The 15,652-nt window shown below is 66.8% G+C and carries 14 protein-coding genes; 4 read left to right on the top strand and 10 right to left on the bottom strand.

Annotation, left to right across the window (positions count from 1 at the left end; genetic code table 11):
• A complete protein-coding gene (locus tag AB4Z32_RS01690; RefSeq protein ID WP_441933736.1) occupies nt 1-1,266 on the bottom strand; it encodes an MFS transporter in 1,266 nt (421 codons plus the stop codon).
• Between the two features lie 97 nt (nt 1,267-1,363).
• Between AB4Z32_RS01690 and AB4Z32_RS01685 the strand changes: the two genes are divergently transcribed.
• On the top strand, nt 1,364-2,260 hold the full coding sequence (locus AB4Z32_RS01685; protein ID WP_441933734.1) for a LysR substrate-binding domain-containing protein: 897 nt from the start codon (nt 1,364-1,366) through the stop codon (nt 2,258-2,260).
• Here the strand turns inward: AB4Z32_RS01685 and AB4Z32_RS01680 are convergent.
• Entirely contained in the window at nt 2,257-3,177 is a 921-nt protein-coding gene (locus AB4Z32_RS01680) for a LysR family transcriptional regulator (protein WP_441933732.1), read from the bottom strand. The genes AB4Z32_RS01685 and AB4Z32_RS01680 overlap by 4 nt on opposite strands.
• 94 nt (nt 3,178-3,271) lie before the next feature.
• Between AB4Z32_RS01680 and AB4Z32_RS01675 the strand changes: the two genes are divergently transcribed.
• Nucleotides 3,272-4,441 carry an ABC transporter substrate-binding protein gene (locus tag AB4Z32_RS01675; protein ID WP_441933731.1) on the top strand — a complete coding sequence of 390 codons (1,170 nt, stop codon included), beginning with the start codon at nt 3,272-3,274 and terminating at the stop codon, nt 4,439-4,441.
• A 26-nt stretch (nt 4,442-4,467) separates the two neighbouring features.
• On the top strand, nt 4,468-5,481 hold the full coding sequence (locus tag AB4Z32_RS01670) for a Rieske 2Fe-2S domain-containing protein (RefSeq protein WP_441933730.1): 1,014 nt from the start codon (nt 4,468-4,470) through the stop codon (nt 5,479-5,481).
• A gap of 4 nt (nt 5,482-5,485) precedes the next feature.
• Here AB4Z32_RS01670 and AB4Z32_RS01665 read toward each other — a convergent pair whose 3' ends face one another.
• The 7 genes from AB4Z32_RS01665 to AB4Z32_RS01635 form a co-directional block, all read right to left on the bottom strand.
• Entirely contained in the window at nt 5,486-5,983 is a 498-nt protein-coding gene (locus AB4Z32_RS01665; protein WP_441933728.1) for a MarR family winged helix-turn-helix transcriptional regulator, read from the bottom strand.
• 72 nt (nt 5,984-6,055) lie between these two features.
• Entirely contained in the window at nt 6,056-6,256 is a 201-nt protein-coding gene (locus tag AB4Z32_RS01660) for a DUF4148 domain-containing protein (RefSeq protein ID WP_441933726.1), read from the bottom strand.
• 253 nt (nt 6,257-6,509) lie between these two features.
• A complete protein-coding gene (locus AB4Z32_RS01655; protein WP_441933898.1) occupies nt 6,510-8,234 on the bottom strand; it encodes a tannase/feruloyl esterase family alpha/beta hydrolase in 1,725 nt (574 codons plus the stop codon).
• Nucleotides 8,235-8,353: 119 nt separating this feature from the next.
• Complete coding sequence (locus AB4Z32_RS01650) at nt 8,354-9,526, bottom strand: ABC transporter substrate-binding protein (protein ID WP_441933724.1); 1,173 nt, start codon at nt 9,524-9,526, stop codon at nt 8,354-8,356.
• Between the two features lie 56 nt (nt 9,527-9,582).
• Nucleotides 9,583-11,496: a feruloyl-CoA synthase gene (locus tag AB4Z32_RS01645; RefSeq protein ID WP_441933722.1), complete on the bottom strand. Its 1,914-nt coding sequence runs from the start codon at nt 11,494-11,496 to the stop codon at nt 9,583-9,585.
• A gap of 10 nt (nt 11,497-11,506) precedes the next feature.
• Complete coding sequence (locus AB4Z32_RS01640) at nt 11,507-12,952, bottom strand: aldehyde dehydrogenase (protein ID WP_441933720.1); 1,446 nt, start codon at nt 12,950-12,952, stop codon at nt 11,507-11,509.
• A 62-nt stretch (nt 12,953-13,014) separates the two neighbouring features.
• Nucleotides 13,015-13,848, bottom strand: a complete 834-nt coding sequence (locus tag AB4Z32_RS01635) for a p-hydroxycinnamoyl CoA hydratase/lyase (protein ID WP_441933719.1) — start codon at nt 13,846-13,848, stop codon at nt 13,015-13,017.
• A gap of 96 nt (nt 13,849-13,944) precedes the next feature.
• Between AB4Z32_RS01635 and AB4Z32_RS01630 the strand changes: the two genes are divergently transcribed.
• Nucleotides 13,945-14,406, top strand: a complete 462-nt coding sequence (locus AB4Z32_RS01630) for a MarR family winged helix-turn-helix transcriptional regulator (RefSeq protein ID WP_441933896.1) — start codon at nt 13,945-13,947, stop codon at nt 14,404-14,406.
• A gap of 25 nt (nt 14,407-14,431) precedes the next feature.
• Here the strand turns inward: AB4Z32_RS01630 and AB4Z32_RS01625 are convergent, their stop codons facing one another.
• Nucleotides 14,432-15,610, bottom strand: coding sequence for an ABC transporter substrate-binding protein (locus tag AB4Z32_RS01625; protein ID WP_441933717.1), 1,179 nt, complete (start codon nt 15,608-15,610; stop codon nt 14,432-14,434).
• Between the last annotated feature and the right edge of the window lie 42 nt (nt 15,611-15,652).

Raw genomic sequence — 15,652 nt, 5'->3', positions numbered from 1 at the left:
TCACGCCAAAGGCTCGGCCGATGGTCTTGGGTTGCTGAGTGTACTCTTGGGTGGTTTCGCCATGTTCGCAGACTGCGCATCCGTCATGAGCGGCGCCAAGCTGCGCAGGCGCAGCGAGATCAGCAGCGCCGCCGCCAGCAGGCTCCCGAGCAGCATGACGACGCCGCCCCAGCCGCCGTGCTCCCAGAGGAAGCCGCACAGCCAGCCGACCACGCTGGAGCCGAGGTAGTAGAAGCACAGGTAGAGCGCCGAGGCCAGTGCCTGCTGGGTGCGGGCGCGGCGGCCCACCCAGCTGCTGGCGATCGAGTGCGAGGCGAAGAAGCCGAAGGTGAAGATGGCCATGCCGGCGACGATCAGCACCAGGTTGTGCGCCATGGTCAGCAGCAGGCCGGCGAACATGGTCCCCATCACGGACCACAGCACGTGGCGGCGGCCCAGGCGGTCGGCGCGGCGGCCGGCCCAGACCGAGCTGAAGATGCCGAGCAGGTAGAGCAGGGAGATCGCGCCGACCACGCTCTGGCGCAGGCCGTAAGGCGCGCCCAGCAGGCGGAAGCCGATGAAGTTGTAGGCGCTCACGAAGCAGCCCATCAGCAGGAAGGACAGGGCGAACAGCCAGGGCAGGCCGTCGTCGCCGAAGTGGCGGCGCAGGCCGTGCAGGGTCATCGCCAGGCCGCCCGAGGAGGGCTTGAAATTGCGCGAGGCGGGCAGGCTGCGCCAGAATTCCCAGGCCGCCAGCAGGCCGGCCACGCCCATCGTCGCCAGCGCCACGCGCCAGGACAGGAAGTCGGACAGGGTCGAGGCCAGCATCCGGCCCAGCATGCCGCCGAAGGCATTGCCGCTGATGAGGAGGCCCATCGAGACGCCCAGCGAGGCCGGTTCGATCTCTTCGCTGAGGTAGGCCATCGCCACCGCCGGCATGCCGCCCAGCGCCAGGCCGAGCAGGGTGCGCGCCACCAGCAGCTCGGCATAGCTGCGCGCGAATGCCGACAGCACCGTCATCGCGGCGGCCACCACCAGCGCCACCACCATCAGGTTCTTGCGGCCGACGCGGTCGGAGATGACGGAAGAGCACAGCAGCGAGAAGGCCAGCGCCGCGGTCGCCATCGACAGCGACAGGCTGCTCTGCGCCGGCGTGAGCGCGAAATCGTGGGCCAGCAGGGGCATCAGCGGCTGCACGCAATAGAGCAGGGCGAAGCAGGAGAAACCGCCGAAGAACAGGGCGCGGTTGGTGCGGCGGTAGGCGGGGACGGCGGTGGGGCTGGACATGGCGCTAGGGGTGGGGCTCTGATACACCATCCTAGGATTGCGCGAGCCATCTGTCCAATATATATTTGTGGCTCTACTTATCGCTTAAACAGATAACATGGAACTTCGGCATCTGCGTTACTTCGTCGCCGTGGCGGAAGAACTGAGCTTTACGCGCGCCGCCGAGCGCCTGCACATTGGCCAGCCGCCGCTGAGCCAGCAGATCCAGGCGCTGGAAGCCGAGATCGGCGCCAAGCTGCTGGAGCGGAACAAACGGCGCGTGCTGCTGACCGAAGCCGGCCGGCTGTTCCTGGCGGACGCGCGGCGCATGCTGGCGCTGGCCGAGCAGGCCAAGGAAACCGCCCACCGCGCCCACATGGGCGAAGCGGGCGAGCTGCGGGTCGGCTTCACCTTCTCGACGCCGTTCACGCCGCTGTTCGCCAAGGTCGTGCGGCGCTACCGCCAGGCCTATCCGCGCGTGCTGCTGAGCTTCCAGGAGATGACGACGCTGCACCAGCTGGCGAAGATCGAGGCGCGCGAACTGGACGTCGGTTTCGTGCGCCCGGCCTCGATGCAGCTGCCGCACAAGGTGGCGCTGACGAAGCTGCGCAGCGATCCGCTGCGGCTGGTGCTGCCGACCGATTCGCCGCTGGCGCGGCAGGAAAGCATCGCCGTGAAGGACCTGGCCGGCCAGGCCTTCGTCGTGTTCCCCAAGGATGCCGGCACCGGCATCTACCACCAGATCTTCGAGCTGTGCCGCGCCGCCGGCTTCACGCCCCACATCGCGATGGAGGCGGGCGAGCCCTCGACCATCATCGGCCTGGTGGCGGCCGGCTGCGGCATCTCGGTGCTGCCCGGTTCCTTCGAAGGCATCCACATGGAGGGCGTGGTCTACCGGCCACTGGCCGATCCGGAAGCCACCACCTCGATGCTGCTGGCCCGCCACACCGAGGGCGGCGGACCGCTGGCGGAAGCCTTCGTGGCGCTGGCCCGGGCGGCGGCCGAAGAACATTAACGCCCGGCGCGGTCCGCGAACAGCTTGGCCACCACCGTGCGGATCCATACGTTCGGCTCGTCCTTGTGGAATTTGCGGTGCCAGTACTGCTTCAGGTCGAACTGCGGGATTTCCAGTGGCGGCTGGATCAGGCGGATGCTGGCGATGCGCGCGAAGGATTCGCCGACCGCATACGGCACCGTCACCAGGAGGTCGGTGGAGGCGATGATGAAGGGGATCGACATGAAGTGCGGCGTCGACAGGACCACCCGCCGTTCGATCTTGTGCTTGGCCAGCAGCTGCTCGAAGATCTCCTGGCTGCGCCCCTCCGCGCGAATGACCGCATGGCCGATGCGCAGGAAGTCCGCCATCGAGATCCGCTCGCCCTTGATCCGGTGCCGCGCGTTGAGCAGGCTGATGAAGTTGTGGGTGAACAGGCGCTGCTGGAAGAAGTTGCGCGCCTTCAGGTCCGGAAAATAGCCGAGCGCGAGGTCGATCTCGCCGGATTCCAGACCCGCCGCGATCTCTTCCGGCGGCAGGGTGACCGAGCGCACCGTGGCATGCGGCGCGTGGGCCTGCAGGTAGGCCAGCAGTTTCGGCAGGAAGGTCATCTCGCCGATGTCCGACAATGCAAAGTTGAAGCGGCGCGTGGTTTCGGCCGGCTCGAAGCGGGTGCTGGCCAGCACCTCGGTCTCCACCCTGCCCAGGATCTCGCGCGTCGGCCCCAGCAGGGCGGTGGCGCGCGGTGTCGGCGACATGCCGTGCGAGCCGCGCACGAACAGCGGATCGCCGAGCGCCACGCGCAGCTTGTTGAGGGCGATGCTGACCTTGGGCTGGCTCCAGCCGAGGCGCTGCGCGGCGCGGCTGACGCTGCGCTCCTCGGCGATGGCCAGCACCACCGGCAGCAGGTTGAGGTCGAATCCGGTGTCCGTGCTCATATCTAAATATCGAATAAACGTTATTCTCTGAATTGTCTTGAGATATAACACAAGCGGCCTATGATTGCATGCACTACAACGACAGGAGACATGCATGAACAGGTTCACGCCAGGGTTTTGCTTGATCGTGGCATTGCTTGCCGGCGGCGCCGCCCACGCCCAGGACGACACGATCCGGATCGGCGTCATCACCTCGCTCAGCGGTCCGGCCGCCGAGAGCGGCGCGCAGATGAAGGCCGGGATCGACACCTGGCTGCGCCTGAACGGCGACAAGGTGGCCGGCAAGCGCATCGAAGTCATCTACAAGGACGATACCGGCACCCAGCCGGACATCGCCAAGCGCCTGGCGAACGAGCTGGTCACGCGCGACCACGTGGACGTGCTGGCCGGCTTCGTGTTCACGCCGAATGCGATGGCCGCCGCCGGCGTCGCCGACCAGAGCAGGACGCCGATGGTGGTGATGAACGCGGCGGCATCGAGCCTGACCGCGCGCTCGCCCTACGTGACGCGGGTCTCCTACACGATCGCGCAGTCGGCCAAGCCGCTGGCGGAATGGGCCTACCGCACCGGCGCGCGCCGCGTGTTCACCGTGGTGGCCGACTACGCGCCGGGCATCGATGCCGAGACCTGGTTCAACAAGACCTTCACTGCCCTGGGCGGCAAGATCGTCGGCTCGGTGCGCATGCCGCTGGGCAGCGTCGACTACGGCGCCTTCGTCCAGCGCGTCAAGGACGAGAAGCCGGACGCCATCCACGTCTTCCTGCCGAACGGCCAGCCGATGGTGGCCTTCACCAAGGCCTACCGCGAGAAGGGCCTGGACAAGGCGAACATCCGCTTCCTGGGCGGCGAGGGCTGGGGTGACGAGGACGTGCTGAAGGCGGGCGGCGATTCCCTGGTCGGCATCTATTCGTCCGGCTTCTATTCCTATACCCGGCCGGGCGCCGACAATGCCAGCTTCGTCGACGCCTTCGGCAAGACCGTGGGCGGGCGCATGCAGCCGAGCTTCCTGGCGGCGTCTTCCTACGACGGCATGGCGTTGATCGCCAAGACGCTCGCCAGGACCGGCGGCAAAGCGGGCGGCGCGGCCTTCATGCAGGCGCTCAAGGGCTATACCAGCAGCAGCCCGCGCGGCACGGTGACCATCGATCCGGCCACCCGCGACATCGTCCAGACCATCTACATCCGCCGCATCGACAAGCGCGACGGCAGGCTGGTGGCCACCGAGATCGACCGCTTCGACGCGGTCAAGGACCCGGCCAAGTAAGCCGCGCATTCATAAGGAGATTATCCATGTTCCCGCTCGATCAATGGTATGTCGCCGGGTTTTCCTGGGAATTGAAGGACAGGCCGGTGGCCAGGACCCTGCTGAACCGGAACGTCGTGATGTTCCGTACCGGCGAAGGCGTGGCCGCCGCGCTGGAGGACCGCTGCTGCCACAAGTCGCTGCCGCTGTCCTGCGGCACCGTCGAGAGGCGCGGCGTGCGCTGCGGCTACCACGGCCTGCTGTTCGCGCCGGACGGCGCCTGCCTGGAGGTGCCCGGCCAGGAGCGCATCCCGACCAAGGCGAAGGTGAAGTCGTATGTGCTGAGCGAGAAGGACAGCATCCTGTGGATCTGGATGCCGCGCGAAGAAGGCGGCCAGCCGACCCACGAGGCACCGGACTACTGGGTGCACCGCGATCCGCGCTACACCTTCAAGGGCGACGTCTTCCACTACGACGCGCCCTACCAGCTGATCCACGATAACCTGCTGGACCTCAGCCACCTCGGCTACGTGCACCTGAAGACCATCGGCGGCAACGCGGCGGTCCACATGAACGCCGAGCTGAAGGTGGAGGCCAGCGGCGACCAGGTCAGGGTGCTGCGCTACATGCCGGAGTCGGCGCCGCCGCCGACCTACCTCGACGCCTGGCCCTTCAAGGGCAAGATCGACCGCTGGCAGGAAGTGGAGTTCAACGTGAGCCACCTGAACATCTGGACCGGCGGCGCCGACGCCGGCACCGAGGACATGCGGGACCCGCAGCGCGGCGGCTTCCACATGCGCGGCTTTCATGCGATCACGCCGGAAACCGACACCACTGCCCACTATATGTGGACCATGGCGTCCAACAGCCACCCGGAACGGCCGGACGTCAGCGGCGTCGTGTTCGACCAGACCGCGCTGACTTTCGAGGAGGACAAGGTGGTGATCGAAGCCCAGTACCGCAACATCCTGCGCCATCCCGGCGCGCCGCAAGTCGACATCCACGTCGACGTTGGCCCGAACCGCGCGCGGCGGGTGATCGAACGGCTGGCCAGGGCCTGATCGCTCAGGCTTTCGTATCGAGATTGCGCAGCACGCGCGCGTTAAGGCTGGCCAGGGTTTCCAGCTCGGCCGGCGTGAAGCCGGCGAAGGCGGCGGTGGTGGCGGCGGAGACCTCGGGCAGAAGGCGCTCGATCATCGCGCGGCCTTCCTCGCTCAGCGTAATCATCACCGCGCGGCGGTCGCCCGGCTTGGGGCCGCGCCGGACCAGGGACTTGGCCGCCAGCTCGTCGCAGACGCGCGTCAGGTTGGCGGGCTTCTCGTTGCAGGCTTCGCTCAGCTCCGAGGCGGTCGAGGTTTCGTCGACGCTGCCATACAGTATCGCCAGCACCATGTAGTGGGTGTCGCCCAGCTCGTACTGCCGCAGCGCCGCGTTGCTCCTGTCGCGCAGGTTCTTCTGCAGATGGTAGGCCATCCGGACCAACAGCATCTTCTCGAACGGGAATCCCGGGACGCGGGCCTGGACTCGCCGCAGCCGCTGTTCGGTCGGACCAAAATCGCTCATTGCATTCCTTGCAGCTTTTGAAAGTGCCGATTATCGCACCGACGCGGCCGAAAGAGTGCGTTCAGGCAGGCTTCAGGGCGCCTTGTGCAGTTCGGGCCAGTTCGGGTAGACGTATTGCGCTTCGGTCAGCGGGTAAGTGCCGTCGGCCCTGGCTTGTGCCAGCTCGGCCTGCACGCGGGCGCGGACCGGATCGTTGGCGGCGACATTGCTGGTGGAAGCGCAGCCGGTCAGGGCGGCGAGGAGGACGACAGGGATCAGGGGTTTCAGGTTCATGATGTTCACCTTATTGAAGGAGGACCAGTGGAAAAGCTTCGGTACAGGACATATTTTAGTACTGGATAGTTCATTTGTGAAGTAAATCGACGTAAGTATAAATACGGATGCGTCCGCATGAGCACGAATGCTCATGCGGAGCGGGTAGATGGTCTGAATGAAGACGCTACGCCGAGGCGGGCTGCCTGGCAAGCGCAGAAGGGCATGGCCGCATGCCAAGATTGACATGCGGCCATGAGAGAGGGAGGAAGGATTACTGGCAGCTGAAGTTGGCGGCGTCGTCGACGCTGCCGCTGCCTTTATAGCGCGCGACCTTCGGATAGGCGCACAGCGGACGGGTGCGCGAGGCCGACCAGTTGGCGGGCAGGTCGGCATTCGCGCCGCCGGCATTCCCGCTGCCGCGGGCCGCTGCCGCCACCGTGTCCGGCGCCTGGCCTTTCTCGACCCAGGCGACGAGCGGCGTCAGCATGTCGAACTGGTCGGTGGCCGGGCCGCCGGAGCAGTGGTTCATGCCCGGCACCCGGAAGAAGCGCGCGAAGTTCGCGGCGTCGCCGCCGTTGGCCGTGCGCAGCGCCTCATACCAGGACGTGGTGTCGTCGCTCGAGAAGATCGGGTCGCTGGTGCCGTGGTAGACCAGCATCTTGGCGCCGCGGTTCTTCAGGGCGGCCAGGTTGGATGGATTCGGCGGCGTCATGAAGGACAGCGCGTTCTCCGTGTAGATGCCATTGGTCGCGTTGATCTTCGCCAGCATCGTGTCCAGGCTGCCGTTCAGCACGAAGCTGCGGCCGTCGAAGGTGGCGGGGTCTTCCGGCGGCACCTGCCAGATCAGGCCGACCGCGCCGGCATCGCGGTCGATCGGGGAGCTGAACTTCCAGCTCGCCCAGCCGTTGGTCGCCAGCCCGGCATCCCAGGGGAAGCTGGTGTAGATCTGCTTGCCGCTCTCGGTCTTGGCGCCGGCGAACAGGGCGGCGATGCCGCTCTTCTGGGCGGTGGTGAGGCAGGTGCCGTCGCGCGCGCCGGCGCAGGTCGGCACGTCGCGGTTGATGTCGAAGGCGGCCTGGCAGGCCTTGGTGTCCTGCACCAGGCCGTCGGCGGCGCCGTCGAGGGCGTCGCACTTGCCCAGCACCGCATTCGAGACCAGCGCCCGTTCGGCCTGGGTGAAGCCGGTGCCGAGGTCGCCCGGCGTGGAGGCCAGCGCGGCATAGGTCTTGGCGCCGGCGATGTTGGCGATCGCCGCCAGCGGCAGGCGGAAGCCGGGGTCGCCCACCAGGAAGCCGTCGTACTGGTCGGCGTAGCGCGCCGCCGCCACCATGGTGTGGCGGCCGCCGTTCGAGCAGCCGCCGATGTACGAGCGGTCCGGCGCCTTGCCGTAGGCGGCCTTGATCACGGCCTTGGCCATCGGCGTCAGCTTGCCGACCGCCTGGTAGCCGTAGTCGAGCCGCGCCTGCGGATCGATGCCGAAGAAGGGCGTCGGCGCGCCGTGGCCGGCGTCCGAGCTGATCACGGCAAAGCCCTGGTTCAGCGCATTGTCCAGCGGTCCGCCGCCGCCCACCGGTCCGAGCGCGCTGACGACGCTGCCGTCGACGCCGCCGTTGGCCTGGTAGAAGAAGCGGCCGTTCCAGTTGAGCGGCAGGCGCATCTCGAAGCCGATCGCATAGCTCTTGCCGTCGACCGTGCCGGTACGGCGCAGCATCTCGCCCAGCACCTGGCAGTGGGCGGGCACCGGCTTGCCGCCCACGCTGACGGTGCCGGCGGCGATCGCATTGACCGCGCTGATGGTGGTGTCGGGATAGGTCAACTTTGCCGCCAGGTCGGCGCAACCGGCCATGCTGGCGCCGGTGGCCGCGCCCAGTTGCGGCAGGCTCTGCACCGGCGGCGTGTCGCCGGCGGCAGGCTGGCTGTCGTTGTCGCTGCAGGCGGCAAGCAGCAGGGCGGCGAGCGCCGCGGCGATGGTGGTGGTGCTGGTGGTGTGTCGCATGTTCATACGTGTCTGGTCCTCTGCAAAATGACAGATCGAATACAAAACGTCGGGACGAACGGGACCCGCGCGGCCCTGGTGAAGGCCGCGGGGATTACTGCGATGGCGGGATGTGCTGCTTAGTCGGGCATGACGTCCTTGAGGACGCCGATCGGTTCGTTGACCAGTTTGCCGTTGACTTTCTTGACTTCGCGGATGTACATGTTCTGCACGATGTCGCGGGTTTTCGGATCGATGCTGATCGGTCCGCGCGGGCTGTTCCACTTCATGCCGGACAGGGTCTTGACGGCGGCATCGCCCGTCACCTTGCCGTTCAGCCTGCGAATGGTCTCGTAGATCATGCCCATGGTGTCATACGCGGCCACGGTGACGAAGGTCGGCGCCGGGCGGTTCGGGTTGGCCGCCGCATAGGCCTTCAGGAAGGACTTGTTGGCCTCGTTGTCGAGCGCCGTCGAGTAGTTCAGTACCGTCACCGCGCCCAGCGCGCGGTCGCCCAGCGCTTCCAGGGTCGGACTGTCGCTGGTCATGTCGCCCACGCCCAGGAACTTGATGCCGGCCTTGTCCAGGCCCTTGTCGCTATAGGCCTTCAGCATGCCGACGCCGTCCTCGACGCCGGGCGCGAAGAAGAACACGGCCTCCGGCTTCTGGTCCTTGATGCGCTGGACGAAGGGCGAGTAGTCCGGATTCGCCAGCGGCACCCGCGCCGAGCCGACGATCTTGCCGCCGCCCTCGGTGAAGCCCTTGGTGAAGCGGGCCTCGGCGTCGACGCCGGTGCTGTAGTCGCTCACCAGCGAGTACACCTTGCCGATCTTGTTCTTCGCGGTCCAGTCGCCGAAGGGCTCGGTCATCTGCTGCATGGTCATCGAGGTGCGCAGCATATAGGGCGACTTGGCCGTGATGCCGGTGGTGACGGCGTTCATGACGATCATCGGCACCTTGCCCTGGGTGGCGACCGGGGCCACCGCCAGCGCGCTCGGGGTCAGCGAAAAGCCGATCAGGAAGCTGACCTTCTCGCGGCCGATCAGCTCCTGGGCGGCGCGCTTCGAGAGTTCGACGTTGCTGCCGCCGTCGTCGCGGTAGAGGATCTCGATCTTCTTGCCGGCCACCTTGTCGCCGTACTGCTGCATATAGGTCTTGATGCCGTCCTCGAAGGGCTTGCCGATCTGGACGAAGGGGCCGGTCAGGGCCGCGATCACGCCGATCTTGATGGTGTCGCCTTCCTGGGCATAGGCGGACGTGCCGGCGAAGGGTAGAAAGGCCAGTCCGATGCATGCCAGTGTCTTCAGTTTCATGCTGTCTCCTCGTTGTATGAGTGCTGCCTGTTGTTGTAAGTCTTGTGCTGTACGCCTTATTCCGCGACGATGGTCTGCTCCTCGCTGCCGTCGTACATCGCCTCCACCAGGGCGGCGCGGCGCTGCAGGACGGCGGCCTGGTTGATCGAACCCTTGTCGGTCTGCTCGCGGTGGTCGATCGAGGGCGGTTCGGCCAGCAGCAGCAGGCGGTCGACCCGTTTCGACGAACCGCTGGCGTCGCGATTCAGCTCGCGCAGCAGTTTCCGGAAGAAGCCGCGCACCGGCGCACTCGCCAGCACCTCGGCTGCCGATGTGTCCGCCCCGAGGCCGGACAGTTCGCGGCAGTGCTCAAGGCGCGGGAACACCATCAGGCCGATGACGGGGCGGTTCAGGCCCGTCACCACCGCGTCCTGCACATAGGGCGCGCCCATGCTGACCACGCGGGCCCGCAGCGGCCCGACGCTCACGAAGGTGCCGGTGCTGAGCTTGAAGTCCTCGGCGATGCGGCCGTCGAACATGAAGCCGAGTTCCGGCCGGCTATCGTCGAAGAAGCGCAGGGCGTCGCCGGTGCAGTAGTAGCCGTCTTCATCGAAGGCTTCGGCGGTCAGGTGGGGCGCGCGCCAGTAGCCCGGCGTCACGTGCGGGCCGTGGAAGCGCGCTTCCAGCTTGTCGCCGACGGGCACCAGCTTGACCTTGCAGCCCGGCGCCGGCACGCCGACATAGCCGGCGCGCACGATCGGCCCGGTGCCGAAGGTGCAGGACGGCGAGGTCTCGGTCATGCCCAGGCCGGTCATGATGCGGATCGATTCGCCGCAGCAGGCGATCGCCACCTTGTCGAGGCGCTCCCATGCCGCTTGCGACAGGCCGGCGCCGGCGCAGAAGAACAGCTTCACGCGCGAGAAGAAATTGGCGGCCAGCTCGGCATCGGTTTCCAGCGCCTCGGTCAGCATCTCCCAGCCGGCCGGGATGTTGAAATAGACGGTCGGCGCGATCTCGCGCAAGTTGCGGAGGGTGACGCCGAAGTCGCGCGGGGTCGGGCGGGCATCGTCGATGTAGAGCGTGCCGCCGTTGTACAGCACGATGCCGACGTTGTGGCTGCCGCCGAAGGTATGGTTCCAGGGCAGCCAGTCGAGCAGAACCGGCGGCTCCTTGCCGAAGAAGGGGAAGGTCTGCAGCAGCATCTGCTGGTTACTGGTCAGCATGCCGTGGGTCGTGATCACGGCCTTCGGCTTCTTGGTCGAGCCGGAGGTGAACAGGAACTTGGCGATGGTCGCCGGGCCCACGTCAAGGTTGCGGGCGTCGACGGTGGTCGGTACCGTCTCCAGCAGCGCGGAGAAGCGGGTGGCGGCGTGGCCCGGCACCTCGCCGTCGCACAGGATCAGTTCCGCGTCGGCCGGCATCACCGCCTGGATGGCGCGCGCGAAGGCCGTGCCGTTGCAGGCGAAGATGGCGCCCGGCGTCAGCTGGGCGATCAGGTCTGCCAGCTTGGCCGGGTCGGTGGCGACCAGCGAATAGGCCGGCGACAGCGGCGCATACGGAATCCCGGCGTACATCGCGCCGAGCGCCAGCTGGAAGTGCTCGAGGTCGTTGCCGGACAGGATGGCCAGCGGGCGTTCCGCCGACAAGCCGCGGTCGAGCAGGGCCTGGCCGATCCGGCGCACGCGCTGCAGCACCTCCGCATAGGACAGGCGGATCCATTCGCCGTCCGCGCCGCGGCGCGCCACCAGGGTGCGCTCGGGATGCCGGCGCGCGCCCTCGACCAGGCGGTCGGTGAAGCGCAGCGGGAAATCCTGCAGCGGCGTGATCGCATCGACGCGCCAGATGCCGTCCACCTGGTAAGCGCCGATCTCGGGGTTGCCGAGTTCGATCTCGCGCCGCTTCGCAGCGCCCGTTTGTTGGTCCAACTCGCGGCCCAATTCGCGGTCCAATTCGCTGCCGCCGCCATCGAAGCCATTCGTCGATCGGGTCATGGCAGCTCGCTCAGATCGGGTAGTGGCGGTGGCCGGTCTGCACCGTGATCCAGCGCAGGTCGGTGAACTCGGCGATCGCCGCCTTGCCGCCGAAGCGCCCGTAGCCGCTGCCTTTCACGCCGCCGAAGGGCATCTGGGCTTCGTCGTGCACGGTCGGGCCGTTGATGTGGCAGATGCCCGATTCGATGCGCTGGGCCACCGCCATCGCGCGGCCGATGTCGCGCGAGAACACGCTCGACGACAGGCCATATTCGCTGTCGTTGGCCAGGCGGATCGCTTCCTCGTCGCTGTCGAAGCGCAGCACCGAGACGATCGGGCCGAAGGATTCTTCCTGGTAGACCAGCATCTCGGGCGTGACGCCGTCGACGATGGCCGGCTGCATGATGTTGCCGTCCACGCCGGGATCAAGCTGGGTGACCCTGGCGCCGCGTGCGCGCGCATCCTGCAGCATGGCGTCCACGCGCACCGCGGCGCTTGGGTCGATCATGCCGGCCAGCGGGGCGTCGCTGCGGGCCGCCTTCAGGCCTGCGGTCTTGGCGGCCAGCTTTTCGACGAACCGGTCGGCCACCTTGCGGTCGACCAGGATGCGGTCGGCCGACATGCAGATCTGGCCCTGGTTGAAGAAAGCGGAGAAGGCGGCCGCCTCGACTGCTTCGTCGAGGTCGGCGTCGTCCAGCACCACCACCGGGTTCTTGCCGCCCAGTTCCAGCAGCACCGGCTTGAGGTGCTTGGCGGCCTGCTGGGCGATGATGCGGCCGACCTTGGTCGAACCGGTAAAGTTCACGCGGCGCACGGCCGGATGGGCGATCAGGCGCTCGACCACCTGTGGCGCATCCTGGGGCGCATTGCTGATGACGTTGACGACGCCCGGCGGGAAACCGGCGTCGATGAAGACCTGGCCGATCAGGCGGTGCAGGGCGGGGCAGAGCTCCGACGACTTCAGCACCACCGTGTTGCCGCAGGCGAGAGGCATCGCCAGCGCGCGCGTGCCGAGGATGATCGGCGCGTTCCACGGCGCGATGCCGACCACCACGCCGCAGGCCTGGCGCACGCCCATCGCCAGCGAGCCGGGGACGTCGGAGGGAATGACTTCGCCGCCGATCTGGGTCGTCATCGAAGCCGCTTCGCGCAGCATGTTGGCGGCCAGGGTCACGTTGAACTGGTACCACATCGGCGCGCCGCCGGCCTCAAGCACGGCGGTCTCGACGAAGCGGCCGCGCAGCGCCTCCATGGCGTCGGCGGCCTTCAGCAGCAGGGCGCGGCGGGCGCCGGGGGCCATCGCCGACCAGGCCGGGAAGGCCGCGCGCGCGGCCTCGACGGCGGCGTCGGCGTCTTCCAGGGTGGCGGCGGCGGCGCGGGTCGCGACGTCGCCGGTGGCGGGATCATGGCGCTCGAAAGTGGCGCCGTTGGACGCGGCGCGGGCTTCGCCGCCGCACAGCAGATCTGCGTTGAACATATGAGGTCTCCTCATTGTGACTGGATGAAAATTATTATTATTGTTGTTGTGCTGATTCTCGCTCAGCTGCGCTTATAAGTCTGCAGGCCCGGCTTGATCGTCTTATCGTCCAGGAACTGCTTGAGGCCTTCCTTGCGGCCTTTTTCCGGGTCGCGGTAGTTCGACTGGTCGGTCTTGGCGTACAGGTAGTCCTCGTTCTGGTCCCAGCTTAGTTCGCGGCAGCGCTTGAAGCCGATCTTCGCGTAGCGCAGCACCACCGGGTTCTTTTCCAGCAGCTTGCCGGCCAGTTCGATCACGGCTTCGCGCAGCTGTTCCTTCGGCACGCTCTTGTTGATCAGGCCCATCGCGGCCGCTTCCTTGCCGGTGAAGGTGTCGCCGGTCATGATGTAGTGGAGGGCCTGGCGGTGGCCCATGGTGTCGGCCACGGCCTTGCTGACCAGGTTGCCCGGCGGGATGCCCCAGTTGACTTCGGACAGGCCGAACACGGCGTCGTCGGCGGCGATCGCCAGGTCGCAGGCCACCAGCGGCGAGAAGGCGCCGCCGAAGCACCAGCCGTTGACCATCGCGATGGTCGCCTTGCTGTACATGCGCAGCAGTTTCCACTGCCACTGCGAGCAATCGCGGCGCATGCGCTCCTGCATGATTTCCGGCTTGCCGTCGGTCTCGCGGAAGTACTCCTTGAGGTCCATGCCGGCGGTCCAGGCTTCGCCGGCGCCGGTCAGCACGATCACCTGGGCGTCGTCGTCCAGCTCCAGCGTCTCGAGCACGTCGATCATCTCGCGGTTCAGGGTCGGGCTCATGGCGTTGCGCTTTTCCGGGCGGTTCAGGGTGATCCAGCCGATCCCGTTGTCGACGTCGACCTTGACGGTCTGCCAGCGCGCTTCGTATTTGGACATACAATGTCTCCTCAGTGGTTTGTTTAGTATCAGGCTACCTGATATGTACCTTATACTATACGCAGCTCTTTTCCCTGACAAGCATCTTTTATGGCAATCGAAAAAAAATCTTCGCCAGCGGCCACGCCGGCAAAACCGACCGGGCTGGCCTACCTGGCCGGACGCCTCGACCACGTCCTCAACCAGCGCCTGCGCGAAAGCCTGGCGCCCTACGGCCTGTCGGTGCCGCAGTACACCGCGCTGTCGGTGTTCCGCGCGTACGGCTCGCTGTCCAACGCCCAGCTGGCGACGCGCACCATGATCTCGCCGCAGTCGGCCAACGAGATGGTCAAGCAGATGGAAGGGAAGGGCTGGATCGAGCGCAGGCCGGACCCGGCCCACGGACGCATCATCCAGATCAGCCTGACGGCGTCCGGCGAAGAGGTCCTGCGCGACTGCGACGCGCTGGTGGTGGAAGTCGAAAACATCATGACCGCCGGCCTCGGGAAGGAAGAACGCGCGCAGCTGCAGGCGCAGCTGCGCGCGGCGGTGCACGCGCTCAGCGTGCAGGGGCTTTAATTCGTTCGCCGCCCCGTGTGGCGGTTCACTTGCCCGGATCCTTCTGGTTCGGGAATTTGTCGAACTCGACGTTGTACGGCTGGCCGTTCAGCTTCTCGACCTTGCGCACGTAGACGTTCTGCACGATGTCGCGGGTGGCCGGGTCGATCGCGATCGGGCCGCGCGGGCTCTCGAACTTCATCCCCTTCAGCACCGCCATGGCCTTGTCGCCATCGATCTTCCCGCCCAGCTTCTGGCTGACCTCGTAGATCGCATGCATGCCGTCATAGGCGCCCACCGCCATGAAATTGGGGCGGCCGCCGTTCGGATTGGCCTGCGCGAAGCTCTTCAGGAAGGCATCGTTCTCGGGCGACTTGTGGGCCGCCGAGTAGTGGAAGGTGGTGATCACGCCCAGGGTGGCGTCGCCGATCGCCGGCAGGACGTGGTCGTCGGTCAGGTCGCCGGTGGCGATCACCTTGATGCCAGCTTCCGCCAGGCCGCGCTCGCGGTAGCCCTTCATGAAGGCGATGCTCTGTTCGCCGGCCGGCACGAACACGAACACCGCGTCCGGCCTGGCGTCCTTGATGCGCTGGATGAAGGGCGCGAACTCCGGATTCTTCAGCGGCACGCGGATCGCCTCGACCACCTTGCCGCCATTTTTCTGCAGGCGCTCGCTGAAGGCCTTCTCGGCATCGATGCCGGGGCCGTAGTCGGCCACCACGGTGGCGACGTTCTTGATGCCGTTCTTCACCGCCCAGTCGCCCATCGGCGCCGAGATCTGCGGCAAGGTCATCGAGAAGCGCGCGATGTAATCCGACTTGGTGGTGATGACGGACGTGGCCGCGTTCATGACGATCATCGGCTTCTTCGCCTGCTGGGCGATCGGCGCCACCGCCAGCGCTTCCGGCGTCAGTCCGAAGCCGGCCAGGAAATCGACCTTGTCGCGGACCACCAGTTCCTGCGCCAGGCGCTTCGCGATTTCAGGCGAGGGGCCGGTGGTGTCCTTGTAGATCACCTGGATCTTCTTGCCGGCGACCGTGTCGCCATGCTGGGCCATCCAGGCCTTGATGCCGCCTTCCATCTGTTTGCCGTAGTCGGCGAAGGGTCCGGAAAAGGCGGCGATCACGCCCACCTTGATGGTGTCCTGGGCTTGCGCGGGCAGGGCGCCCAGGGTGCTCATGGCGGCCAGCGTGGCGATTGCGGTTGCGAGGGTCCTGCGCTTCATGCATGTCTCCTTTGGGTAGTGTTGTCTTGTTGCACGTATCTT

It is taken from the genome of Massilia sp. 2TAF26 (genome assembly GCF_052115005.1).
In the GTDB taxonomy this organism is placed as follows: Bacteria; Pseudomonadota; Gammaproteobacteria; order Burkholderiales; family Burkholderiaceae_D; genus Telluria.
The sequence above is the reverse complement of the archived record's forward strand: the minus strand, read 5'-3'. Positions and strand labels throughout refer to the sequence as shown.

Bases quoted from the DNA above. Each gene is read 5' to 3' on its own strand.
- AB4Z32_RS01625 (WP_441933717.1), bottom strand. From the start codon at position 15,610: ATGAAGCGCAGGACCCTCGCAACCGCAATCGCCACGCTGGCCGCCATG.
- AB4Z32_RS01690 (WP_441933736.1), bottom strand. From the start codon at position 1,266: ATGTCCAGCCCCACCGCCGTCCCCGCCTACCGCCGCACCAACCGCGCC.
- AB4Z32_RS01655 (WP_441933898.1), bottom strand. From the start codon at position 8,234: ATGCGACACACCACCAGCACCACCACCATCGCCGCGGCGCTCGCCGCC.
- AB4Z32_RS01680 (WP_441933732.1), bottom strand. From the start codon at position 3,177: ATGAGCACGGACACCGGATTCGACCTCAACCTGCTGCCGGTGGTGCTG.
- AB4Z32_RS01670 (WP_441933730.1), top strand. From the start codon at position 4,468: ATGTTCCCGCTCGATCAATGGTATGTCGCCGGGTTTTCCTGGGAATTG.
- AB4Z32_RS01665 (WP_441933728.1), bottom strand. From the start codon at position 5,983: ATGAGCGATTTTGGTCCGACCGAACAGCGGCTGCGGCGAGTCCAGGCC.
- AB4Z32_RS01650 (WP_441933724.1), bottom strand. From the start codon at position 9,526: ATGAAACTGAAGACACTGGCATGCATCGGACTGGCCTTTCTACCCTTC.
- AB4Z32_RS01675 (WP_441933731.1), top strand. From the start codon at position 3,272: ATGAACAGGTTCACGCCAGGGTTTTGCTTGATCGTGGCATTGCTTGCC.
- AB4Z32_RS01685 (WP_441933734.1), top strand. From the start codon at position 1,364: ATGGAACTTCGGCATCTGCGTTACTTCGTCGCCGTGGCGGAAGAACTG.
- AB4Z32_RS01660 (WP_441933726.1), bottom strand. From the start codon at position 6,256: ATGAACCTGAAACCCCTGATCCCTGTCGTCCTCCTCGCCGCCCTGACC.
- AB4Z32_RS01640 (WP_441933720.1), bottom strand. From the start codon at position 12,952: ATGTTCAACGCAGATCTGCTGTGCGGCGGCGAAGCCCGCGCCGCGTCC.
- AB4Z32_RS01645 (WP_441933722.1), bottom strand. From the start codon at position 11,496: ATGACCCGATCGACGAATGGCTTCGATGGCGGCGGCAGCGAATTGGAC.
- AB4Z32_RS01635 (WP_441933719.1), bottom strand. From the start codon at position 13,848: ATGTCCAAATACGAAGCGCGCTGGCAGACCGTCAAGGTCGACGTCGAC.